20 protein-coding genes are annotated in these 21,047 nt (G+C 71.5%); 11 read left to right on the forward strand and 9 right to left on the reverse strand.

The features are described 5' to 3' along the window. Positions 1 to 8: 8 nt before the first annotated feature. Positions 9 to 917, forward strand: a complete 909-nt coding sequence (locus M2165_RS00250) for a helix-turn-helix transcriptional regulator (protein WP_280812656.1) — start codon at positions 9 to 11, stop codon at positions 915 to 917. A 130-nt stretch (positions 918 to 1,047) separates the two neighbouring features. Beyond that, the gene (locus M2165_RS00255; protein ID WP_280812657.1) at positions 1,048 to 2,655 is read left to right on the forward strand and encodes a diguanylate cyclase; all 1,608 of its coding nucleotides are present in this window, start codon (positions 1,048 to 1,050) and stop codon (positions 2,653 to 2,655) included. A 30-nt stretch (positions 2,656 to 2,685) separates the two neighbouring features. Here the strand turns inward: M2165_RS00255 and M2165_RS00260 are convergent, their stop codons facing one another. Further along, complete coding sequence (locus M2165_RS00260) at positions 2,686 to 3,873, reverse strand: MFS transporter (RefSeq protein ID WP_280812658.1); 1,188 nt, start codon at positions 3,871 to 3,873, stop codon at positions 2,686 to 2,688. A 110-nt stretch (positions 3,874 to 3,983) separates the two neighbouring features. Between M2165_RS00260 and M2165_RS00265 the strand changes: the two genes are divergently transcribed. Further along, positions 3,984 to 4,490, forward strand: coding sequence for a MarR family transcriptional regulator (locus M2165_RS00265; protein ID WP_280812659.1), 507 nt, complete (start codon positions 3,984 to 3,986; stop codon positions 4,488 to 4,490). Positions 4,491 to 4,510: 20 nt separating this feature from the next. Here the strand turns inward: M2165_RS00265 and M2165_RS00270 are convergent, their stop codons facing one another. Next, a complete protein-coding gene (locus M2165_RS00270) occupies positions 4,511 to 5,638 on the reverse strand; it encodes a pyridoxal phosphate-dependent aminotransferase (protein WP_280812660.1) in 1,128 nt (375 codons plus the stop codon). A gap of 106 nt (positions 5,639 to 5,744) precedes the next feature. Here M2165_RS00270 and M2165_RS00275 point away from each other — a divergent pair, with 106 nt between their 5' ends. The 3 genes from M2165_RS00275 to M2165_RS00285 all read left to right on the forward strand — a co-directional run bounded on the left by M2165_RS00275 (position 5,745) and on the right by M2165_RS00285 (position 8,096). Beyond that, entirely contained in the window at positions 5,745 to 7,208 is a 1,464-nt protein-coding gene (locus M2165_RS00275) for a PLP-dependent aminotransferase family protein (protein ID WP_280812661.1), read from the forward strand. 114 nt (positions 7,209 to 7,322) lie between these two features. Further along, on the forward strand, positions 7,323 to 7,550 hold the full coding sequence (locus M2165_RS00280) for a hypothetical protein (protein ID WP_280812662.1): 228 nt from the start codon (positions 7,323 to 7,325) through the stop codon (positions 7,548 to 7,550). A gap of 339 nt (positions 7,551 to 7,889) precedes the next feature. Beyond that, positions 7,890 to 8,096, forward strand: a complete 207-nt coding sequence (locus M2165_RS00285; RefSeq protein WP_280812663.1) for a hypothetical protein — start codon at positions 7,890 to 7,892, stop codon at positions 8,094 to 8,096. A 66-nt stretch (positions 8,097 to 8,162) separates the two neighbouring features. Here the strand turns inward: M2165_RS00285 and groL are convergent, their stop codons facing one another. The 3 genes from groL to M2165_RS00300 all read right to left on the reverse strand — a co-directional run bounded on the left by groL (position 8,163) and on the right by M2165_RS00300 (position 10,962). Then, on the reverse strand, positions 8,163 to 9,788 hold the full coding sequence (groL, locus tag M2165_RS00290; protein ID WP_280812664.1) for a chaperonin GroEL: 1,626 nt from the start codon (positions 9,786 to 9,788) through the stop codon (positions 8,163 to 8,165). Between the two features lie 52 nt (positions 9,789 to 9,840). Next, positions 9,841 to 10,161 carry a co-chaperone GroES gene (locus M2165_RS00295; protein ID WP_280812665.1) on the reverse strand — a complete coding sequence of 107 codons (321 nt, stop codon included), beginning with the start codon at positions 10,159 to 10,161 and terminating at the stop codon, positions 9,841 to 9,843. A gap of 138 nt (positions 10,162 to 10,299) precedes the next feature. After that, entirely contained in the window at positions 10,300 to 10,962 is a 663-nt protein-coding gene (locus M2165_RS00300; protein ID WP_280812666.1) for a diguanylate cyclase, read from the reverse strand. Positions 10,963 to 11,167: 205 nt separating this feature from the next. Here M2165_RS00300 and M2165_RS00305 point away from each other — a divergent pair, with 205 nt between their 5' ends. Together M2165_RS00305 and M2165_RS00310 are read left to right on the forward strand one after the other, a co-directional pair. Next, the gene (locus tag M2165_RS00305; RefSeq protein WP_280813145.1) at positions 11,168 to 12,238 is read left to right on the forward strand and encodes a glycosyltransferase family 4 protein; all 1,071 of its coding nucleotides are present in this window, start codon (positions 11,168 to 11,170) and stop codon (positions 12,236 to 12,238) included. A 2-nt stretch (positions 12,239 to 12,240) separates the two neighbouring features. Beyond that, the gene (locus M2165_RS00310) at positions 12,241 to 14,385 is read left to right on the forward strand and encodes an amylo-alpha-1,6-glucosidase (protein ID WP_280812667.1); all 2,145 of its coding nucleotides are present in this window, start codon (positions 12,241 to 12,243) and stop codon (positions 14,383 to 14,385) included. 3 nt (positions 14,386 to 14,388) lie between these two features. Here M2165_RS00310 and M2165_RS00315 read toward each other — a convergent pair whose 3' ends face one another. Both M2165_RS00315 and M2165_RS00320 read right to left on the reverse strand, forming a co-directional pair. Next, the gene (locus M2165_RS00315; RefSeq protein ID WP_280812668.1) at positions 14,389 to 15,804 is read right to left on the reverse strand and encodes a GAD-like domain-containing protein; all 1,416 of its coding nucleotides are present in this window, start codon (positions 15,802 to 15,804) and stop codon (positions 14,389 to 14,391) included. Between the two features lie 19 nt (positions 15,805 to 15,823). Further along, on the reverse strand, positions 15,824 to 16,321 hold the full coding sequence (locus M2165_RS00320; protein WP_280812669.1) for a YbhB/YbcL family Raf kinase inhibitor-like protein: 498 nt from the start codon (positions 16,319 to 16,321) through the stop codon (positions 15,824 to 15,826). A 114-nt stretch (positions 16,322 to 16,435) separates the two neighbouring features. Between M2165_RS00320 and M2165_RS00325 the strand changes: the two genes are divergently transcribed. Together M2165_RS00325 and M2165_RS00330 are read left to right on the forward strand one after the other, a co-directional pair. Further along, a complete protein-coding gene (locus M2165_RS00325) occupies positions 16,436 to 17,353 on the forward strand; it encodes a DUF3883 domain-containing protein (RefSeq protein WP_280812671.1) in 918 nt (305 codons plus the stop codon). An 11-nt stretch (positions 17,354 to 17,364) separates the two neighbouring features. Then, positions 17,365 to 18,267, forward strand: coding sequence for an amidohydrolase family protein (locus M2165_RS00330; protein WP_280812672.1), 903 nt, complete (start codon positions 17,365 to 17,367; stop codon positions 18,265 to 18,267). A 13-nt stretch (positions 18,268 to 18,280) separates the two neighbouring features. Here M2165_RS00330 and M2165_RS00335 read toward each other — a convergent pair whose 3' ends face one another. Then, the gene (locus M2165_RS00335) at positions 18,281 to 18,709 is read right to left on the reverse strand and encodes a VOC family protein (protein WP_280812673.1); all 429 of its coding nucleotides are present in this window, start codon (positions 18,707 to 18,709) and stop codon (positions 18,281 to 18,283) included. Positions 18,710 to 18,829: 120 nt separating this feature from the next. Between M2165_RS00335 and M2165_RS00340 the strand changes: the two genes are divergently transcribed. Continuing rightward, a complete protein-coding gene (locus M2165_RS00340) occupies positions 18,830 to 19,642 on the forward strand; it encodes a class I SAM-dependent methyltransferase (RefSeq protein WP_280812674.1) in 813 nt (270 codons plus the stop codon). A 10-nt stretch (positions 19,643 to 19,652) separates the two neighbouring features. Here M2165_RS00340 and M2165_RS00345 read toward each other — a convergent pair whose 3' ends face one another. Continuing rightward, entirely contained in the window at positions 19,653 to 21,041 is a 1,389-nt protein-coding gene (locus M2165_RS00345; protein ID WP_280812675.1) for an FAD-dependent oxidoreductase, read from the reverse strand. Positions 21,042 to 21,047: the final 6 nt, after the last annotated feature.

A 21,047-nucleotide genomic window follows, 5' to 3' on the forward strand; every position in this document is an offset into this window, starting at 1 on the left:
TGCCCGGCGTGCATTTCGAGGCGCCCGGAACCGACCCGAACGCAAGCGGCTGGCCGGCCGACCCTGCCGCGCTGGCGCGGGAACTTCACGTCCGGCCCGGGGTGGGCGCGGCCGCGCGCGTGCTCCAGTCGAGCAGCCTGCAGATCCTGCGCATGCAGGTCGCGCATCCGGTGCTCATCCTCGTCGCCCATGGCGTCAAGGAGGTGCGACCGGCGCGGGGCACGCCGGTGCGCGCGCGGCCGGGCCAGGCGATCGCGCTCGCCGGCAACCAGGCGGTGGACTTCCTGAACAGCGTCGCGCCGGGCACCCGCTACGACGCGCGCTGGCTGGTGTTCGACCCGTCGCTGCTCGACGACGCCTACTGGCGCGGCCAGGCCGCGGCCCTCCTCGTTCCGGGGCGGGCGCCGGCGCCGGCTCGCCTGCTCCCGCAGGTGCCCGACACCCTGGCGGCCGCCTTCGCGCGGGCTTCGGAGACACTGGCGCTCGACCCGCCGATACCGGCCGCGGTGGCGCGCCAGCGCATGCTGGAGGTGATGCACTGGCTGCTGGAGGAGGGCGTCGTGCTGCACAGCCAGCCGTGCAGGCCGAGCGTCTCCGCGCAGGTCCGCGCGCTGATCGCGGGCGGCCTCGAGGCCGAATGGACGGCGGATCGCGTCGCGCGCGAATTGGCGATGTCTGCCGCGACCTTCCGGCGCCGGCTCGCCGCGGAGGCGACCACCTTCGCGCAACTGCTGGTGGATGCCAGGATGTCCGCCGCGCTGATCCTGCTGCAGGCCACCGCCCGGCCGGTGGCGGAGATCGCCGCCCAAGTCGGCTATGCCTCGCCGTCGCGCTTCGCGGTGCGCTTTCGCGAGCGCTTCGGCTTCGCGCCGACCGCGGTGCGGGGCCACGGAAGGCAACGCGCGGCCCGCCCCTGAACGGCCTGCCGCGCGGCGGTGATCACCGCCGCGACGCACGGGGATCGCGGCCGATGCGATGATGAGGGCCATGCGCGCGCATCGCGCCTCGAGCGAGACCGCCGATATTCCCAAAGGGCCCCCGCCTTCGATGAGAAAAAACGCCTCTCCCGTCACGCCAGCCGAGACGCCGCCGGACAGCGCCTTCGGTCCATGGTCGGCGAACGACCCGACCGCCCTGGCGCGCAAGACCGACAGGCAGCGAAGCCGCGTCATCGCGGGGACCACCCTGTTCGTCGTCTTCGTGTGCCTCGCCTTGCTGGTCATGAACGCATGGCTCATCGTCCGCGCGCGCACGGCCGAGGACGAGCAGATCGCGCGCGCGAACACCAACCTCGCACGCGCGGTCAGCCAGCAGATCGAGAGCACCGTGGTGCTGGCCGAGCACATCCTCTCGGGCATCGTCTTCGAACTCGAGCGCGCGGACATCACGCCGGACACGCTGCAGCGCCTGCAACCGGTGCTCGTGAACCATGCGACTGAGGTCCAGGCGATCAAGGGACTCTTCATCTACGACGCGGAGGGCCGCTGGCTGGTCCACTCCGAAGCCTACGCGGCCGGCAACCGCAACAACTCGGACCGCGCGTACTTCATCCAGCACCGCGACAGTCCCAGCACGCGCACGCTGATCAGCGCCCCGATCGTGAGCCGCTCGTCCGGCGAGTGGGTGATCCCGGTCTCCCGAAGGATCAACGACCCGGACGGCAACTTCGCCGGGGTCGTGCTGGTCACGCTCAGCGTCAGGCATCTGCTGGACCTGCTCGAGCGCTTCCAGATCGGCGAGCAGGGCGCGATCGCGCTGTTCCGGAGCGACCAGCTCCTGGTGCGCCGCCCCTTCAAGGAGGCCGACCTCGGAAAGCGCACCCCGGGCTCGCCGCTGCAGCAGCGCTTCCAGGCCGCGCGTTCGGGCACGGTCGAGGGGCGTTCCTCCATCGACGGCGTGAAGCGGATCATCAGCTTCGAGCACCTGCCGGACTATCCGCTGCTCGTGACCGTCGCCGTCGGCAAGGACGAGGCGCTGCAGGAATGGAAGTCGGCCTCGATCTACCAGACGAGCTGGGTGGTCCTGCTCTGCCTGGTGATCGGCGTGGCGGGGCGCTACCTGGTCCGCTCGATGCGCAAGCGGCTGGTGGCCGAGCTGCACCTGCGCAGTGCCCGGGACGCGCTGACGGAAGCCAACGAGCGCCTGGAGCATCTGGCGCAGGAAGACGGGCTCACCGGCCTGGCCAACCGCCGCGCCTTCGATGCGCGCCTGCTGCAGAACTTCGAGCAGGCGAAGGCGAGCCGGACGCCGCTGGCCGTGGTGATGGTCGACGTCGACGAGTTCAAGAAGTACAACGATCTGTACGGCCACCTCGAAGGCGACGAATGCCTGCGGCAGGTCGCGCGGGCGCTGCGCACCGCGGTGTGGCGCGCGGGCGATCTGGCCGCGCGCTACGGCGGCGAGGAGATGGTGCTGCTGCTGCCTGCGACCGATGCCGAGGGCGCGCACGAGGTCGCGCAGCGGGTGCGGCTGGCCGTCTTCGACCTGCGGATTCCGCATGCGGCCTCGGCGCTGGGCACCGTCTCCGTCAGCCTCGGCGTGGCGGCCTGGGTTCCCGAGCCCGACAGCACGCCCTTCGAACTTCTGCGGGCCGCGGACGAGGCGCTCTACGTCGCCAAGCAGGAAGGGCGCAATGCCGTGAGGGTGCACGCCTGACGCATCGGCGCGCGGCGCGGTGCCGGCATTTCAGCGGTCGATCCGGCGGTAGGAGGCCGGCGAGAAGCGCAGGCACAGCATCAGGAGCAGGACGGCCCCGGCCAGCATCGCGATCCATGCCTCCACGAGGTCCGAGAACCGGTCGCGCAGCATGCCCGCGAGCAGCGGCATCAGGCTCGCGATGACGTAGCCGCCGCCCTGCACGAAGGCGGCGAGCGCGCCGGCCTCCGCCGGATCGTCGATGTGGTCCAGCGTCACGATCAGCGACAGCGGGAACAGCGCGCCGATGCCCGCGCCCAGCAGGAGGCAGGCGGGCAGCGCCAGCGACGCGGGCGCGGCGATCAGGCAGGCCAGGCCGGCGATCAGCAGGGCGAGCACCGCGAGCAGCGGCCCGCGGCGGTCCGGAAAGCGGCCGATCCAGGCCGACACGGCCAGGCCCGCGGCCACCTCGGTCAGCGTCAGCCCGCCGAGCAGCAGTCCGGCCGCGGACGGCGACCAGCCCAGGCTGGTGTAGAACGGCGGCAGCCATGCCAGCACCAGCGTGTACGCGCCCGTGCCGATGCCGAAGAACGCCATCAGCTCCCAGGCGCGCAGGTTGCGCCGGAAGCTGCGGCGCGGCGCCGGGGCGGCGGCGAAGGCGGCGGGCGCAGGCAGGGCCGCCGCCCGCGTGGCCCAGAGCCACAGCGGCAGCGCGAACAGGGCAGGAAGCGCCCAGACGGCGAGGGCCGCCGGCCAGCCCCAGCGCGCCGAGAGCCCGGCCGCCGACGCCGCGGCGATCGCGGCGCCCGCCATGATGCCGGTGGTGTAGAGCGCGATGAGCGCGCCCGCGTTCGCGCCGAACCGGCGCTTGATGAAGGCCGGCAGCAGCGTCTGCACCAGCGCGATGCCCACGCCCGCGGCCAGCGCTGTGAGCAACAGCCCATGGCGTCCCGTGGCGCCGAGGCGCGCGGCACTGGCCGTGCAGACCAGGGCCATGCCCAGGCCGACGCCGCCGCGTTCGCCCAGCCAGCCGGCGAGCTGCCGCCCTCCGAGCGCGCAGAGGCCCATCACCAGCACCGGCCAGGTGGTCAGCAGGCCGAGCCCGGTGTGCGACAGCCCCGTCGCCGCCTCGATGCTGTCCAGCAGCGGCCCGATGGCCGCGAGCGCCGGGCGCAGGTTGAGCGCCAGGCCCACGACGGCGGCGCCGAGCACCCACCTCTGACAACGAACGCGATGCATCGATCTATCTCTCTATAAAGTATCTTGATATCAAATCATATGTGCGACACTGCAGGCCACGCAAGCAGTTAACATTCACGGCAGATCAAGTAACTTCATGCAGAGACACCATGTCGGATCGAGCCCAACGCGCGGAAGAGGAGTGGAAGCGGGAGCGCCCCGATGTGGACGCCAGGGTCATGGCGCTGGTGGGCCGCCTGCTGGAAGCGGCGCACCTGCTGGAGCGCGACTGGTTCCCGCCCCTGGCGGCGCAGTTCGAGCTGCACCAGGGGGAGTTCGACGTGATCGCCACCCTGCGCCGCTCGGGCAAGCCCTATGCGCTCACGCCGACCGAGCTCTACGGAGGCCTGATGCTGTCGTCCGGCGCCATGACCAGCCGGCTGGACCGGCTCGAGCGCAAGGGGCTGATCGAGCGCGGTCCCGCGCCCGGCGACCGGCGCAGCATCCTGGTGAGGCTCACGCCGGCCGGCCTCGCGCTCATCGACAGGATGCTGCCGCTGCACGTCGCGAACGAGCAGCGTGCCCTGGCATCGCTGAGCCAGAAGGACCAGAAGCAGCTCGGCGAACTGCTGACCCGGCTGGTCGCGGGCCTGCGCAAGCCGCCCCCGGCCGAGTGAGGCCGGCGGCGGCGCGCGCTTCAGTCGGCCGCCTGCCGCAGCGCCGCGCCCACGCCCTCGAGCGCCGCGGCGAGTTCGGCGTTCGTCGCCAGGCCGAAGCCGAGGCGGAACACGCGGGGCTCGTCGCCGAACCACGTGCCCGGCGCCAGCCGGATGCCGCGTTCCTGCAGCGCGGCCTGGAAGCGTTGCGGCGCATCGTCGTCGTCGTACACCGCCGGCTTCAGCCGCACGCAGCACAGCGCGCCCGCATCGGGGCGCACCCATTCGAGTTCGGCGGCATGGCGTCCGATCCAGGCCTCGAGCGTCTGCAGGTTGTGCGCGAGATGCCGCCGCCGCGCACCCACGATGTGCTCGCCCTGCCGCAGCACCGCGAGCGCCATGCGCTCGTCGAGCGGCGAGCACGAGATCACGGTGTTGAACTTCGCCGTCACCAGCGACTGCCGCAGGACGGGGTCGCGCGTGATCGCCCAGCCGATGCGCAGCCCCGCGGCGCCATGGCACTTGGAGAGCGAAGCCACCGTGACCACGCGCGGACCCGCCGCGCTGGCGCTCGGCATCGTGCGGTTGTCGCCGTAGGCCGCCTCGCGGTAGGTCTCGTCGACCACCAGCCAGGCATCCGGCGCATGCGTGCGCATCAGCTCGGCCACCTCGCGCAGCGTCGACGCGGGGATCGCGACGCCCGAGGGGTTCTGCGGCGACGCCAGGCTGACGATGCGGGTCTTCGGCGTCAGCAGCGCGCGCAGCGCCTCGGGGTCGAGCCGGTAGCCGTCGTCGAAGCGCAGCGGCAGCGGGCGCACCGTCGCGCCGACCGCGCCGAGCGTGTTGCGCGCGAGCGGAAAGGCGGGTTCCGCGATCACCGCCTCGTCGCCGGGGCCGCAGAGCGTGAAGGCGAGCAGGAACAGCGCATGCATGCCGCCGACGGTGACGACCACGTCCTCGGCGCTCACGCGGTGCCGCGCGGCGATCAGCGCGCGCAGCTCGGCGTCGCCGGCCGCGCTGCCGTAGTTCAGCGGCAGGTCGGCGAGCTCGGCCATGTCCCGGCCGAACAGCTCGCCGAGCCGCAGGCTCGGTCCCACGCTTTCGGCCAGGTCGTGGCGCGGTGCGCTCGCCACCAGCGAGATGATGTCGTTGCTCGGAAATCGCTCCATGGCGCGCTTTGCATTCCTTCTTGTGTGCCAGCGGCCAATGGTGCAAGCTTGCGGCCGAAGATAACAGCCACAGTTTTCTGAAATTCCAACCAGTACAGTTGAGGCCATGACGCTCGAGACCCATGCCGCGGCCGATGCCGACCCGCAGCCCGCCGGGCGCTTCCGCTACGAGGCGCTGGCCGATTTCATCGCCGGCCTGGTGAAGGCCGGGACGCTGCCGGCCGGCAGCCGCGCGCCGTCGCTGCGCGAGATCAGCACGCAGCACCGCACGAGCCTGAGCACCGCGGTGCAGGCCTACCGGCTGCTCGAGGACCGCGGCGTGCTCGAGGCGCGGCCGCAGTCGGGCTACTACGTCGCGCGCGCGGCCGCGGCGCTGCCGCTGCCCGCGCCCACGCGACCGCCGCTGCGCCCGGCCAAGGTCGCGGTGTCGGGGCTGATGCTGCAACTGCTCGAGAACGCGTCGAACGAGGCCTATGTGCCGCTGGGCTGCGCCATCCCGAGCCCGCGCATCCTCGCCTCGCCGAAGCTCGACCGCATCCTCGCGCGCACCGCGCGCACCAAGGGCGCGCAGCTCAACAACTATTCGCCGCCCAGGGGCGAGCCCGCGCTGCGCAGCGAGATCGCGCGCCGCGCCATGCGCTTCGGCCAGGCGCTGCCGCCCGACGGCATCGCGATCACCTGCGGCTGCACCGAAGCGCTCGCGCTCGCGCTCGACGCGGTCACCGAGCCGGGTGACGCGGTCGCGATCGAATCGCCCACCTACTTCGGCCTGCTGCAGGTGCTGCGCATGCGCGGCCTGCGGGCGGTGGAGCTGCCCACCGATGCCGCCACCGGCGTGGTGGTCGACGCGCTGCGCGACGTGCTCGCCGCCGGCCGGGTGCGCGCCTGCGTGCTGGCGTCGAGCTTCCAGAATCCGATGGGCTTCACGATGCCGCGCGCCAACCGCCTCGCGGTGCTGCGCCTGCTCGCGAAGCACCGCGTGCCGCTGATCGAGGACGACGTCTACGGCGACATCCATTTCGGCGAGGAACGGCCGGTGCCGTTCAGCGCGCTCGACCGCCACGACAACACCATCTACTGCGGCTCGTTCTCGAAGACCCTGGCCCCGGGCTATCGCATCGGCTGGATCGTGCCGGGGCGTCACATGGCGCGGGTGCTCGAGAGCAAGTTCGCCTCGACGCTGGCCACCCCGGTGCTGACGCAGGTCGCGCTCGCCGAATTCCTGTCGAGCGGCGAGTACGACCGCCACCTGCGTCGACTGCGGCGCGAGTTCGCCGACACGCTGGAACGCATGTCGCGCGTGATCGAGCAGGCCTTCCCACCGGGCACCAAGATCTCGCGGCCCGCGGGCAACTTCGTGCTCTGGGTCGAACTGCCCCGGCCGGTCGACACGCGCGCGCTGTTCGGCCAGGCGCTGAAGAAGGGCGTGTGCTTCGCGCCCGGCGTGGTGTTCTCGGCCAGCGGGCGCTACGCCCACTGCATGCGCCTGAGCGGCGGCCATGGCTGGGACGCGGGCGTCGAGAAGGGCCTGCGCGCGCTGGGCGCGCTCGCGACCAGGGCGCTGCGCTGAAGCCTGGCAGGCGCCGCGCCAGGGCCGCGGTCATCCTGCGACCTTTGTCACGGATTCGCCATGGATGTTTGTTAACACCACCGCAGGGCTCCAAGGCAGATTTACATTCGCCGCATGAGTAAAGAAGTTTGCCTTTTCGCCGGTGCCGAGCTGATCGCAGAGATCGGCGCGGTGCAGCGGCGCGTGGCGGTGGGCGACTGCATCGCGGTGCGCGTCCTGCACGGCGACGGCCTGCTCGAGGACGTGCTGCTCGGCGGAAACGACGCGGAGCAGCAGGCGGCGCTGGCACTTCTGCACCGCACGATCCGCGCGGACCGCCGCGCCGAGGGTCTGCCGGCCTGAGTCCCCGCGCGGACCGCGTCGGGCGCTCTGCTACAATCGCGCCTCGCCCAGACCATCTGGGCGTTGCCTGGCCAGGCAAGCTGAATCTCACACCAGCGCGTCGAAGTCATACGACGAGAAAAACAACAATGACTTCCGCAAACGAATCTTTGCCGTAGCGTGGACCGCGTAAGAGTTCACGACCACATTCCAAAGCCCGCCTCGCGCGGGCTTTTTCATGCCTGCGATGTCGCCGGCCGCGACAAGGCGGCGGCCGACACCGGCATGCGCGGCAAACCTGCCGGTATGCGCCCCGCACGCTCGAAAAATCGGTCGCTCCACCCCCACAAGGAGACGGCGATGACCAGCCCCAAGCCCGCACAGAACCCCGACCCGTCCCGCGCGCCGGATGAAGCCAAGCGCCCCTTGCCGCTCGAAGCCGAGGTCCGCGCGACCGACCTCGAAACGCCGGACCCCGACGAGGAAGAAGCCGCCGCGGCGGACACGGAAGCACGACCGGGCAAGGGCGAGAACGCCCCCGGCTTCCTGAAGGACGCGAAGCGCTGATCGCGCCACAAAAAAAGCGGCGTCCCGCGAGGGACGCCGCCTGGCCTTGGAGAAAAGTGCGGGGACTCAGAAATCCATGCCGCCCGGCGGCATCGCCGGTGCCTTCTCGGCCGGCTTCGGCAGCTCGGCCACCGTCGCATCGGTCGTGAGGATCAGCCCCGCGATCGAGGCCGCGTTCTGCAGCGCGGTGCGCGTGACCTTGGTCGGGTCGACCACGCCGATCTCGACCAGGTCGCCGTACTCGCCCGTGGCGGCGTCATAGCCGTAGTTGCCCTTGCCTTCGAGCACCTTGGCCACGACCACCGACGGCTCGACGCCGGCATTCGCGACGATCGCGCGCAGCGGCGCCTCGAGCGCACGCAGCGCGATGCGGATGCCCGCATCCTGGTCGGCGTTCGCGCCCTTGAGCTCCGTGACCGCGGCACGGGCGCGCAGCAGCGCCACGCCGCCGCCGGGCACGATGCCCTCGGCCACCGCTGCGCGGGTGGCATGCAGCGCATCGTCGACGCGGTCCTTCTTCTCCTTCATCTCGACCTCGGTCGCGGCACCCACGCGGATCACCGCCACGCCGCCCGCGAGCTTGGCCACGCGCTCCTGCAGCTTCTCGCGGTCGTAGTCGCTCGTGGCCTGCTCGATCTGCGCCTGGATCGCCTTCACGCGCGCGTCGATCTGCTTCTGGTCGCCCGCGCCGTCGATGATGATCGTGTTCTCCTTCTGCACCTCGATGCGCTTGGCGCGGCCGAGGTCCTCGAGCGTGGCCTTGTCGAGCTGCTTGCCGGTCTCCTCCGAGATCACGGTCGCGCCCGTGAGCACCGCGATGTCCTCGAGCATCGCCTTGCGGCGGTCGCCGAAGCCCGGCGCCTTGACGGCCGCGACCTTGAGCACGCCGCGCATCGAGTTGACCACCAGCGTCGCGAGCGCCTCGCCCTCGACTTCCTCGGCCACGATGAGGAGCGGCTTGCCGGCCTTGGCGGCGGCCTCGAGCACCGGCAGCAGCTCGCGGATGTTCGAGATCTTCTTGTCGTGCAGCAGCACGAGCGGATCATCGAGGTGCGCGACCTGCTTCTCGGGGTCGTTGATGAAGTAGGGGCTCAGGTAGCCGCGGTCGAACTGCATGCCCTCGACCACGTCGAGCTCGTTGTCGAGCGACTTGCCGTCCTCGACCGTGATCACGCCTTCCTTGCCCACCTTCTCCATCGCGTCGGCAATGATCTTGCCGATGGCCTCGTCGGAGTTGGCCGAGAGCGCGGCGACCTGCGCGATCTCGCGGCCGGTGGAGATCGGCTTCGAGAGCTTGCGCAGCTCCTCGAGCACCGCGGTGGTGGCCTTGTCGATGCCGCGCTTGAGGTCCATCGGGTTCATGCCCGAGGCCACGTGCTTCATGCCCTCCTGCACGATCGCCTGCGCGAGCACGGTGGCGGTGGTGGTGCCGTCGCCGGCCACGTCGGCCGTCTTCGACGCCACCTGCTTGACGATCTGCGCGCCCATGTTCTCGAACTTGTCGGCCAGCTCGATCTCCTTGGCCACCGACACGCCGTCCTTGGTGATGGTGGGTGCGCCGAAGCTGCGTTCGAGCAGCACGTTGCGGCCCTTCGGGCCGAGCGTCACCTTCACCGCGTCGGCGAGGATGTTCACGCCCGCGACGATGCGCTGGCGGGCGTTGTCGTGGAATCGGACGTCCTTGGCAGTCATTTGTTCATCACTCCTTGCTTCTTGCTTTCTCTGGACAACGGCGACATCGTGTTCAGGCGACGCGCTTGAGGCCGCCGCGGTCGCTCGCGTCGACGACGGCGAGCACATCGTCCTCGCGCAGCACCAGCAGTTCCTCGTCGTCGACCTTGACCGTCTGGCCTGCGTACTTGCCGAAGAGCACCTGGTCGCCCGCCTTCAGATGCAGGGGACGCAGCGTGCCGTCGGCAAGCAGCTTGCCCTGGCCCACCGAGAGCACCTCGCCCTGTTCGGGCTTCTCGGCCGCCGAGTCGGGAATCACGATGCCGGATGCCGTCTTGCGCTGCTGTTCGATCCGCTTGACGATCACCCGGTCGTAGAGGGGATGAAGTTTCATGTTCGATCTCCTAAGCGATGCAGGTCATCAACAAAAAAACAAAACTCCGGCACCGAGAGATGCCGGCGCGCGAGAGCTATGGGCGCCCGCGCGGCGCTTCAAGACCCCGTCGCGCCAAAATTTTTGTGACGATTTTTTTCAGAGTCCGCCGAGCACGATGCGATCGGCGCGGCCGAGCCGGTAGACCGTGCGGTGCGCGCTCGCGTCGGCATGCGGCGGCTCGGGCATGACGGGGCAGGGCAGTGCGCGGCCGCCGCTGTCGTCGAGCGTGGCGTCGTCGCCGTCGGGCACCGCGGCCCAGAGGCCGCGCTTGCGCGGGCGGAACAGCCAGCGCAGGTAGCCGCGGTGCGCGGCCAGGCGCATCAGCGCCTGGCGGTCGGGCGCTTCGGCGATCAGGTGCGGGCTGTCGTCGCTCGTGTCGTCCTCGTCGAAGTAGCCGAAGGCGCGCCGGCCGTCGCTCACCTCGGTGGCCGGTGCGCCCAGGCGCCACCACGCCGGGCGCTCCAGCCGCTCGACGTCCCAGGCGCCGAGCTGCCACGCGGCCTCGAGCAGCGCGCGCTCGAGTTCGTCGAACCGGCCGGGGGCGCCCGGCGGCAGGTCGAACTGCGCCATCGACTGCGGCACCGGCCGCGCCGGCAGCGAGAGGCCGGGCATCTGCAGCGGCGTCTGCCGCAAGAACCCGTGCCAGTGCAGCGACAGCAGCGCCGGCGCCTCTTCGCGCGCCACCGCGGTCACGGTCACGGCGTAGAGCGGCAGTTGCATCGCGTCGGACTGGTCGGCCACGGTTTCAAGAATGTTCATTCGAAACAACCTCCTTGCAACTGCCGAAAAATCTAGAACAAGCAACGGCCGCGTGCAAGCGGCGGCCGGCGCGAAGCGGCTCTTGAAATCGCGCGCGGCCGGCTCAAAATAGCCGCCCGGACGCGGCGCGTGCCCTGCCGCGCGCCGCCTTTTCTCCGCCTTGTTTCTTGTCCATTCATTCCCTTGCGAGGAGATTGTCTTGACGATGAAGATCGCGCAGATCGCCCCCCTCTACGAAGCCGTGCCGCCGCGGCTCTACGGCGGCACCGAACGGGTCGTCGCCCATCTCGCCAACGCGCTGGTCGACCAGGGCCACGAGGTCACGCTGTTCGCCTCGGCCGACACCCAGACCCGGGCCCGCCTCGCGCCGATGCGCGCGCAGGCGCTGCGCCTGGACCCGGCGCCGCTCAAGTCGGACCTGGCGAGCCACCTGAGCATGCTCCACGAGGTGCGACGACGGGCGCACGAGTTCGACGTGCTGCACTTCCACGTCGACCTGCTGCACTTCCCCTTCTTCGAGGACATGGCCGAACGTACCCTCACCACGCTGCACGGCCGCCTCGACATCGCGGACCTGCCGGGCGCCTACACGCGGTGGAACCGCTATCCGCTGATCTCCATCTCCAAGCACCAGCGCCGGCCGCTGCCGTTCGCCAACTGGCTCGCGACCATTCCGCACGGCCTCGACGAGGCGCCCTATGCCTTCGCGCCCGAACCCGGCGGCTACCTCGCCTTCCTCGGGCGGATCTCGCCCGAGAAGCGGCCGGACCGCGCGATCGAGATCGCCACGCGCGCGGGCCTGCCGATCCGGATCGCGGCCAAGGTCGATGCGGCCGACGCGCGCTACTTCGAGCAGAAGATCCGCCCGATGCTCGACCATCCGCTGGTCGAGTTCATCGGCGAGATCGGCGATGCCGACAAGGCCGCCTTCCTCGGCGGGGCGCGCGCGCTGCTGTTCCCGATCGACTGGCCCGAACCCTTCGGGCTCGTGATGATCGAGGCCATGGCCTGCGGCACGCCGGTGATCGGCTGGCGCTGCGGCTCGGTGCCCGAGGTGATCGAGCACGGCGTGAGCGGCCTCATCGTCGAGGACGAGGCCCAGGCCGTGGAGTCCGTGCATGCAATCGGCCGGCTCGACCGGCGCGCCGTGCGCCGCGCCTTCGAGGCCCGCTTCTCCGCGCAGGCGATGGCCAGCGCCTACGTCGAGCAGTACCGACGCATCGTCGACGGCGGTGAGCTGCCGCCGCAGCATCGGCTCTACCGCGAGGCAGCCTAGCGATGAACGGCGAAGTGGCTGCGACCGACCAGGCCGAGCCGGCCCCCGAACGTGCCGTGCAGCATGCCTTCGTGCTCAAGGAGGGCGACACGTACTTCGTGATGGATGCGCATGGCGACGTGAGCGGCGGCGTGGACGGCCTGTTCCATCACGACACGCGCATGCTCTCGACCTTCGTGCTGCGGCTCAACGGCGCGCGGCCCTCGCTGCTGTCGAGCGGCGTGGGCGCCGACAACGTCTTCTTCACCGCCGACCTCACCAACCGGCCGCTGCCGGTGCTCGGCTCGACCTCGATGCCGCAGGGCGTGATCCATCTCGAGCGCAAGCGCTTTCTCTGGAACGCGCGGCTGTTCGAGCGCATCCGGCTCGTCAACTACAGCGACCAGCCCGCGCAGGCGCCGCTTGCGCTGCAGTTCGGCGCCGACTTCCGCGACATGTTCGAGGTGCGCGGCCAGCGGCGCGCGCGGCGCGGCGAGTTCGGCGCGCCCGAGGTGCGCGCGCAGGGCGTGGCGCTGCGCTACCAGGGGCTCGACACGGTGCTGCGGCACGCCTGCATCGACTTCTCGCAGCCGCCGCAGCGCATCGATGCCGGCAGCGCCGAGTTCAGCGTGCCGCTCGCCGCGCACGGCCACTGGACGCTGTATGTGGAGGTGGGCACCGAGCCCGCGGTGCCGACGCCCGAGCGCTTCCGCGAGGCCGGCGTGCTCGCGCGCTGGCGCATGCGTGCGCGGCAGCGGCGCGGCGCGCGGCTGGAGGCCTCGGGGCGGCTGTTCCAGTCATGGCTCGACCGCTCGCGCGCCGACCTCGCGCTGCTCACCACCGACCTGCCGACCGGACCGTATCCCTACGCGGGCATCCCGTGGTTCTCGACACCCTTCGGCCGCGATGCGATCGTGACGGCATTCCAGACCCTCTGGATCGACCCGCGGCTCGCGCAGGGCGTGCTCGACTTCCTCGCGGCGCGGCAGGCGCACCAGACCTCGAGCTTCCGCGATGCGGAGCCCGGAAAGATCATGCATGAGACCCGCAAGGGCGAGATGGCCGCGGTCGACGAGCTGCCCTTCGGCCAGTACTACGGTGGCGTCGACACCACGCCGCTCTTCGTGGCGCTGGCCGGCGCCTACGCGCAGCGCACCGGCGACCGCGCGACCATCGAGCGCATCTGGGGGCCGCTGTGCGCCGCCTGCGAATGGATGGAGCGCAACATGGCGCGCCACCCCGACGGCCTGCTCGCCTACCAGCGCGGCGAGGCCAGCGGCCTCGTCAATCAGGGCTGGAAGGACAGCCACGACTCGATCTTCCATGCCGACGGCCGCACGCCCGAGGGGCCGATCGCGCTGGTGGAGGTGCAGGGCTACGCCCATGCGGCCTTCCTCGCCATGGCCTTCATCGCCGAATGGCGCGACGATCCCGGCGCGAGCCGCTGGCGCCAGCGCGCCGAGGCCGTGCGACAGGCCGTCGAGGCGCGCTTCTGGCTCGACGACCTGCAGTTCTATGCGCTCGCCATCGATGGCGCCAACCGGCCCTGCCGCGTGCGCGCCTCCAACGCCGGGCATCTGCTGTTCACCGGCGTGCCCGCGGGCGACCGCGCGCTGGCCGTCGGGCGCCAGCTGCTGGCGCCGGCCTTCGCATCGGGCTGGGGCATCCGCACGCTGCCCGACGAGGCGGTGCGCTTCAATCCGATGTCGTACCACAACGGCTCGGTGTGGCCGCACGACGTGGCGCTGTGCGCCGCGGGCATGGCGCGCTACGGCGAGCGCGACGGCGTGGTGCGCATCCTCGACAACCTGTTCGAGGCCGCCGCGCATTTCGGCATGCGCCTGCCCGAGCTGTTCTGCGGCTTCGACCGCCAGCCCGGCGAATCGCCGATCGCCTACCCGGTGGCCTGCCTGCCGCAGGCCTGGGCGGCCGGCTCCGCGTTCATGCTGCTGCAGGCTTGCCTGGGCCTGCGGGTCGACGGCATCCGCGGCGAGGTCGACATCGTGCAGCCGCGGCTGCCGGCGGACATCGACCATCTGCATCTGCGGGGGCTGCGCGTGGGCGATGCGCGCGTGGACCTGCGGTTCCAGCGCATCGACGGGCGGGTCGTCGCGGTCGCGCAGTCCGGCCCGGGCGAGGCGAGGGTGCGCGTGAACCTGCAGATCTGAGCGTCAGTCGGCGCGGCTCACGAGCACGTCGCCGACCTGCGGGCCGCCGACGATCCGGCCCGCGGCGTCGCGCTCGACCTCGATGCCGACGCCGCAGCGCGCCTCGTCCATTTCCCAGACCCAGCCGTACAGGTCGCGCCCACTGCCCTTGGGCGACATCAGCGGCATGTTCATGCGCAGGCCGCTGCTGCTGCCGAGGTCGACCCGGACCATGAGCGTCTCGTCGTCGGCGTCGCCCGTGTCGGCCGCCACCTCGACGATGGTCGTGCGCAGCGGCTCGCGGTGCACCAGCGCCTGCAGCGCGGCCGGCAGGTCGTCGAAGGGCGGGGCGGCCATGCCGTCGCTGTCCTCGTCGGGCAACGGATCGCCGAGCCGCACCGCGCGGAAGTAGTCTTCGGAGCGCCCGAGGCTGCCGCGCCCGCCGATCGCGGTGGCCATGTCCTCGAGCGAATCGGCCTTGAGCAGCAGTGCCTGCCCGCCGCTGCGCATCAGGTAGAGCCGCTCGTCGTTGGCGTCGCTGCCGAGCGAATCGCGCCGCAGCGCGATGTCGAGCTCGAGCAGCCGGTCGCCCGCGGCGGTCTGCTGCACGCGGTAGGGGCCTTCGTAGTGGCGCACCTCGAGCGCCTCGCCGGTCTTGTGGTCGTTCTTCCAGAACAGCAGCCGGTAGCGGCCTTCGCCGTCGAAGGCGAGCAGCCGGCGCCAGTCGATGTAGACCGAGAGGAAGAGGCCGCGCGGGTGCGCCGCCGCATCGTCGGCTTCGAATGCCGCAAAGGCCGCGCGGTGGCTGGCCGGCATGGCTGCGGCAATGCTCGCGGCGGGCGGCGCGGGCGGCATCTGCTCGCGGTCGACCTGCGCGCGCAGGTCGCGGTGCAGCGCCAGCGCATCGGCCCTGGTGATCTTGAGCATCTGCATCGACAGCAGCATCGGGTCGACGTGGTAGACCTCGCCGGGCGCGAGCGGGCCGGCCTCGCGCGCGGCAACCTCGAGCATGTCGGGGCGGATGAATTCGTCGACCTGCGCGGGATCGCTGAGCACGCGGTTGAAGCACTCGGCCAGGTCCCAGCTCAGCACGCTGCTGCTGCGCGTGACCGGATTCAGCGTGGCCACGTCCTCGTCGGTCGCGGTAAGCCGGCGGTAGAACAGCAGGGTGCCGAAGGGCGTGAGCGCGATCGGCACGCGCAGCGCGCCGTCGGGCGGCGAGACGATCCAGCGGTCCAGCACGGGCTGCCAGAGGTCGGGATCGATCAGGCTGATCTGCCGCCGGCCGTAGAGGCCGAAGCCGTGCTTGCGCCAGAGTTCGAGCAGCGCGGCCGGCAGGCGGTCCGCGTGGCGCGCGAGCAGCTCGGCCGTGGCGGGGATGCGTTCGCCCTGCGGCGGGTTGGCCTTGACGAAGGCATGGAGCCGGATGCGGCCGAACATGGAAGCGCTGCGCCTTCGCTCAGCGTTCGTAGGTGGCGCCGAGCGTGGCCGAGCCGAGCCGCGACATGTGGATCATGAAGCCGACGTACGCGGCCGTGGCGTCGGCCGGCACGTCGAGCCGCTCGGTCGAGAGCGCATGCAGCGTGAAGACGTAGCGGTGCGGCCCGTGGCCGGGCGGCGGCGCGGCGCCGCCGTAGCCCGCGGTGCCGAAATCGGTGCGGCCCTGCTTCGCGCCCGCGGGCAGCTTCGCGCCGTCGGCCGCGCCCGCGCCGCGCGGCAGCGAGCTCGCGTCGGCCGGAATGTCGTAGACCACCCAGTGCCACCAGCCCGAGCCCGTGGGCGCGTCGGGGTCGTACATCGTGAGCGCGAAGCTCCCGGTGCCGGCGGGGGGATTTTTCCAGGCCAGTGCGGGCGAGAGGTTCTCGCCCGTGGCGCCCATCACGTTGTGCACGCTCGCCAGCGGCAGGGTGTCGCCGTCGCGGAAGTCGGGGCTTTCGAGCTGGAAGGAAGTGGACATGGGGGCTCCTTGGGTCGGAAGATGGAGGGATCGTCGCAACGAGGGCGGCGACGAATGCTAACGCGCGGATGCGGCATACTCCCACCCCCTCGAAACTCGCCGGACACGCACTGAATGGACAAGGAAGTCGACCCCCAGGTACTCGCCGTCATCGATGAGATGCGGCTCTCGGGCCCGCGGCTCACGCCGGTCGAGATCGTCGCCAAGATGGGTGTGTTCGATGCGCGCGACAAGCCCTTCGAGCACGCCTGGCTCGCGACCGGCGACAACGTCATCGCCACCGTCTGGGCCGAGTTCGTGAACGTGGGCACGGGCGGGCGCTGGTTCTGCCTCGAGTCGCTCGACGTGCAGCGCCGCGCGGGCGGCGGTGCGCGCAGCCCGCAGCAGGTGCAGCGCGCCAAGGACCGGCTGGCGCTGCTCAAGCGCACCTTCGACGCCGGACAGGGCTTCCGCGCGCTGCTGCAGACCAACCGCATCGAGATCGCCGAACTCGAGGCCAACAAGAACGCGAAGGTCTCCACGCGCGTGCGCGACGAGACCGAATGGCACGTCGCCACCTGGGAGCCGGAGCACCTGCGCGCGGTGCTGGTGCGCGGCGCGCGCGGCTGGGTTCCCACGGAGGCCGAGATCGAGGCCGCGCGCGGCCGCAGCGCCGTGCCGGCCGCGGGCGAGCCCGGCGCGGCCGTCGCCGCGGGCGCTTCGCCCGACGACGTGCAGGCCGCCGCCTTCGACTACGTGCTGCGCCACTTCCAGGGCTACGGCTACAAGGCCGAGGACCTGCGGGAGCGGAAGCTCGGCTACGACATCGAGGTCTCGAACGCCAAGGGCGCGACGCTGCTGCGCGTGGTGGTCAAGGGAACCTCCAGTGCGGTGCCGGGCTTCGGGCTCACGGCCGAGGAGCACGCCTGCGCCGCGCGCGAGCCGCTCTGGCGCCTGCTGGTGGTGAGCGATGCCGGCGGGCCGACCGCGCAGCACAAGATCTACAAGCCCTCGGAAATGAACCAGGCGCCCGGGTTCAATCCGCTGGTCTAGCAGGCGCCGCCATGAGACCCACCGCATCCCTTCCGGCGCTGCTGCTCGCCGCCTGCCTTGCGGTGGCGCTCCCGGCCCGCGCCCAATCGGCGGCGCCTTACGAAGGCCCGCTGTTCGACACCCACCTGCACTACAACCAGGAAGCCTGGGACGGCAGCACCGGACCCTATCCGCCCGCCGAGGCGCTCGCGCGCATGCAGCGCAACAACGTGACGGCGATCATCGCCAACTCGCGGCCCAATGCGGGCACGCAGACCCTCGCGGCCGCGCGCGAGACGCGCGCCGCGGGCGTGACGGTGGTGCCCTTCGTGCGCCTCTACCGCAACCGCGACGACTACAGCAACTGGTTCCGCGACGAGAGCATCCACGAGATGGTGCAGACCGAACTCGCGCGCGGCACCGCGAGCGGCCCCTACCGCGGCATCGGCGAATTCCATCTCTACGACAGCGCGAACGCCAACGGCCCGGTGGCCAGGAAGCTGATCGCGCTGGCCGAGCGGCAGCAGCTCGCGGTGCTCGCGCATGTCGACGACGTGGCGATCGACCTGCTGATGGCGAACGCGCCTTCCAAGGGCCGCTCGCTGCGCCTGATCTGGGCCCACACGGGCATCGGCGGTGCGCCGGTCGAGCGCGTCGAGGCGCTGCTCGCGCGCTATCCGCTGCTGATGGGCGAACTCTCGTACCGCCCCGGGCTGACCTGCGGCGGCGGCACGCTGTGCCCTGAATGGCGCGCGCTGCTGCTCAAGTACCCGGAGCGCTTCGTGATCGGCTCCGACACCTGGGTCAACCAGCGCTGGAGCGCCTACGACGAGATCATGCGCGGCTACCGCAGCTGGCTCGGCGAGCTGCCGCCCGACGTGGCGCGGCGCATCGCCTGGGGCAACGCGGCCGCGCTGTTCGGCCTGCCGCGCTGAGGCGCGCCGCGGCTCAGAACGTGACCTTGACCGACGGCGCGCTGCGCTGCGCCTCGCCGTGGTACACGGCCTCGATGTTGTTGCCGTCGGGGTCGAGCACGAAGCAGGCGTAGTAGCCCGGGTGGTAGGGCCGCTCGCCCGGCGCGCCGTTGTCGGTGCCGCCGTGCGCGAGCGCCGCCTGGTGGAAGGCATCGACCATCGCCCGGTCGCGGGCCTGGAAGGCGAGGTGGTGGCGGCCCGTGAGCCGGCCCTGGGCCGCCTGGCTGTCCGCGCTGGAGACGAACAGCTCGTCGGCCCAGAAGTAGTCCTCGGCGGCGCCGCCCAGCGGAACCTCCAGCACGCCGAACACGGCCTCGTAGAAAGCCCGGCTCGCGGCCAGGTCGCGCACGACCAGCTGGATGTGGTCGATCAGGCGGCCGCGGTGCAGTTCTTGGGTCTCCATGCATGGACTCCTTGTCAGAAATGGGGGATGGAAGGGGATTGACATTTCCGCCGCGAAGGAACACCTTGTCAACCGCCGTCGACGGCGCGTTCCGGCGAGCGCCCTTCACCAGGAGGCCCCATGGCTGAAACCGACAAGGTGTTCGCAGGCTCGATCCCGAAGCTCTACGACACGCTGATGGTCCCGCTGATCTTCGAGGGCTTTGCCGCCGACATGGCGGCGCAGGTCGCGGCCTTCTCGCCGGGCGCGGTGCTCGAGACCGCGGCCGGCAGCGGCGCGGTAACGCGCGCGCTCGCGCCCCGGCTGCGGCCCGACGCGCGCTACGTGGTGACCGATCTCAACCAGCCCATGCTCGACCATGCCGCCGCACGGCAGGGCGCTGACGCGCGCATCGAGTGGCGCCGCGCGGACGCGCTCGACCTGCCGTTCGGCGACGCCGCGTTCGACGTGGTCTGCTGCCAGTTCGGCGCGATGTTCTTTCCGGACCGTGTCGCCGGCTATGCCGAGGCGCGCCGCGTGCTGCGGCCCGGCGGGCGCTTCGTCTTCAGCGTCTGGGACCGCATCGAGGAGAACGACTTCGCGCGCGAGGTCACGGAGGCGCTCGCCGCGATGTTCCCGGGCGATCCGCCGCGCTTCCTGGCGCGCACGCCGCACGGCTACCACGAGGCCGCGCGGATCGAGGAGGAGCTGCGCCGCGCCGGCTTCACCGCGGTCGCGATCGGCACGCACGGGAAGCTCGGCCGTGCCGCGTCGGCGCACGATGTGGCGGTGGGCTATTGCCAGGGCACGCCGCTGCGCAACGAGATCGAGGCGCGCGACGCCGGCGCGCTCGAGGCCGCGACCGAACGGGCGGCGGAGGCGATCGCCCGCCACCACGGCGCGGGGCCCGTCGCTGGCCGGATCCAGGCGCTCGTGATCGTGGCGTCGGACTGAAGCGGTCCGCTCAGCCCTTGTCGGCCTTGCCCGCCGCGTCCGCGAGCTTGCTGAGCATGCGGTCGATCACCCAGGGCCGGCGGCCGAGGTCCTCGGCGCGTTCCTTGCGGCGGATGGCGTCGCGCACCACGATCGAGCCCACATAGCGCAGCGGCTCGGGCGGAAAGAAGCCCAGCGGACCGCGCACGATCGGGCTGCGCGTCCAGGCGTTGTCCTGGTCGAGCACGAGCGAGGAGAGGATCTGCCCGCCCATGTAGCTCGGGCCCACGCCGTTGCCCGAGTAGCCGAAGCCGTAGCTCACGTGCGGCGCGCCGTCGAAGCGGCCGAAGAACGGCAGGCCGGTCACGGAGCGGTCCGACGGGCCGTTCCAGCTGGCGGTGATCGGCGTGTCCTTCAGCTCTGGGAAGAATGCGCGCAGCGCCGCGGTCAGCGCGGCCTCGTAGGGCGAACGCTCGTCGAACACGCGCGCCATCCGGCCGCCCCGGGCGAAGGTGTTGCCTCCCTTGCCGAGCATCAGGCGGCCGTCGGGCGTGCTGCGGTAGTAGTAGACGAAGGTGCGCGAGTCCAGCACCGAGACGCCGTCCACCAGCCCCGCGCGCTGCAGCAGCGCGGGGCAGCGCTCGGTGATGACCATGTCGCTCGACACGATCGCGATCGTGCGCTCGAACTGCGGAAAGCTGCTCGCCATCCATGCGTTCATCGCGAGCACCAGCTTGTCCGCCCGCACGCGGCCGGCCGGCGTGTGCACCACGGCCGGTGGGCCGGCGTCGAAGCGCAGCATCGGCGTGCGCTCGTGGATGCGGATGCCCATCGCGAGCGCGACGCGCCGCAGCCCGCGCACCAGCTTGCCCGGATGCACCGTGGCCGCGTTCGGCGCATACACGCCCGCCAGGTTGCGCCGCGAGCCGGAACGCCGCGCCACCTCGTCGGGCGGCAGCGTGCGGTAGGCGTCGATGCCGTGCGCGGCCAGCGCCTGCATCATCGGTTCGAGCGCGCCGATGTGGGCCGGCGCGGTCGCGGTGTAGAGCGTGCCGTCGCGCCGGAGTTCGGCGTCGATGCCGTGCCGGGCGCAGAAGGCCTCGATCTCGCCCACCGCGGCCTCGGAAGCCTGGACCAGGCGCACCGCCTCGTCGGTGCCGAACAGCCGCTGCAGGGTCAGGAACTTGGCCGACCAGGTGAGCAGGCAGCCGCCGTTGCGGCCGCTCGCGCCCGCGCCGCACAGATCGCTCTCGAGGATGACGATCTCGCGCGCCGGCGCCTGCAGCTTGGTCTGGATCGCGGTCCAGAGCCCGGTGAAGCCGCCGCCGACGATGCAGACGTCGGCGCGCAGCTCGCCCTGCAGGGCCGGCGCGAGATCGCCGTCGGCGAAGAGCGCTTGCTCGATCCAGAACGGGCGCATCGTGCG

The sequence above is a fragment of the Variovorax sp. TBS-050B genome (assembly GCF_029893635.1).
Taxonomy (GTDB): domain Bacteria; phylum Pseudomonadota; class Gammaproteobacteria; order Burkholderiales; family Burkholderiaceae_C; genus Variovorax.

Coding starts and splice junctions, on each gene's coding strand:
- M2165_RS00255 (WP_280812657.1), top strand. CDS start 1,048: ATGAGAAAAAACGCCTCTCCCGTCACGCCAGCCGAGACGCCGCCGGAC.
- M2165_RS00260 (WP_280812658.1), bottom strand. CDS start 3,873: ATGCATCGCGTTCGTTGTCAGAGGTGGGTGCTCGGCGCCGCCGTCGTG.
- M2165_RS00265 (WP_280812659.1), top strand. CDS start 3,984: ATGTCGGATCGAGCCCAACGCGCGGAAGAGGAGTGGAAGCGGGAGCGC.
- M2165_RS00270 (WP_280812660.1), bottom strand. CDS start 5,638: ATGGAGCGATTTCCGAGCAACGACATCATCTCGCTGGTGGCGAGCGCA.
- M2165_RS00275 (WP_280812661.1), top strand. CDS start 5,745: ATGACGCTCGAGACCCATGCCGCGGCCGATGCCGACCCGCAGCCCGCC.
- M2165_RS00280 (WP_280812662.1), top strand. CDS start 7,323: ATGAGTAAAGAAGTTTGCCTTTTCGCCGGTGCCGAGCTGATCGCAGAG.
- M2165_RS00285 (WP_280812663.1), top strand. CDS start 7,890: ATGACCAGCCCCAAGCCCGCACAGAACCCCGACCCGTCCCGCGCGCCG.
- groL (WP_280812664.1), bottom strand. CDS start 9,788: ATGACTGCCAAGGACGTCCGATTCCACGACAACGCCCGCCAGCGCATC.
- M2165_RS00295 (WP_280812665.1), bottom strand. CDS start 10,161: ATGAAACTTCATCCCCTCTACGACCGGGTGATCGTCAAGCGGATCGAA.
- M2165_RS00300 (WP_280812666.1), bottom strand. CDS start 10,962: ATGAACATTCTTGAAACCGTGGCCGACCAGTCCGACGCGATGCAACTG.
- M2165_RS00305 (WP_280813145.1), top strand. CDS start 11,168: ATGAAGATCGCGCAGATCGCCCCCCTCTACGAAGCCGTGCCGCCGCGG.
- M2165_RS00310 (WP_280812667.1), top strand. CDS start 12,241: ATGAACGGCGAAGTGGCTGCGACCGACCAGGCCGAGCCGGCCCCCGAA.
- M2165_RS00315 (WP_280812668.1), bottom strand. CDS start 15,804: ATGTTCGGCCGCATCCGGCTCCATGCCTTCGTCAAGGCCAACCCGCCG.
- M2165_RS00320 (WP_280812669.1), bottom strand. CDS start 16,321: ATGTCCACTTCCTTCCAGCTCGAAAGCCCCGACTTCCGCGACGGCGAC.
- M2165_RS00325 (WP_280812671.1), top strand. CDS start 16,436: ATGGACAAGGAAGTCGACCCCCAGGTACTCGCCGTCATCGATGAGATG.
- M2165_RS00330 (WP_280812672.1), top strand. CDS start 17,365: ATGAGACCCACCGCATCCCTTCCGGCGCTGCTGCTCGCCGCCTGCCTT.
- M2165_RS00335 (WP_280812673.1), bottom strand. CDS start 18,709: ATGGAGACCCAAGAACTGCACCGCGGCCGCCTGATCGACCACATCCAG.
- M2165_RS00340 (WP_280812674.1), top strand. CDS start 18,830: ATGGCTGAAACCGACAAGGTGTTCGCAGGCTCGATCCCGAAGCTCTAC.
- M2165_RS00345 (WP_280812675.1), bottom strand. CDS start 21,041: ATGCGCCCGTTCTGGATCGAGCAAGCGCTCTTCGCCGACGGCGATCTC.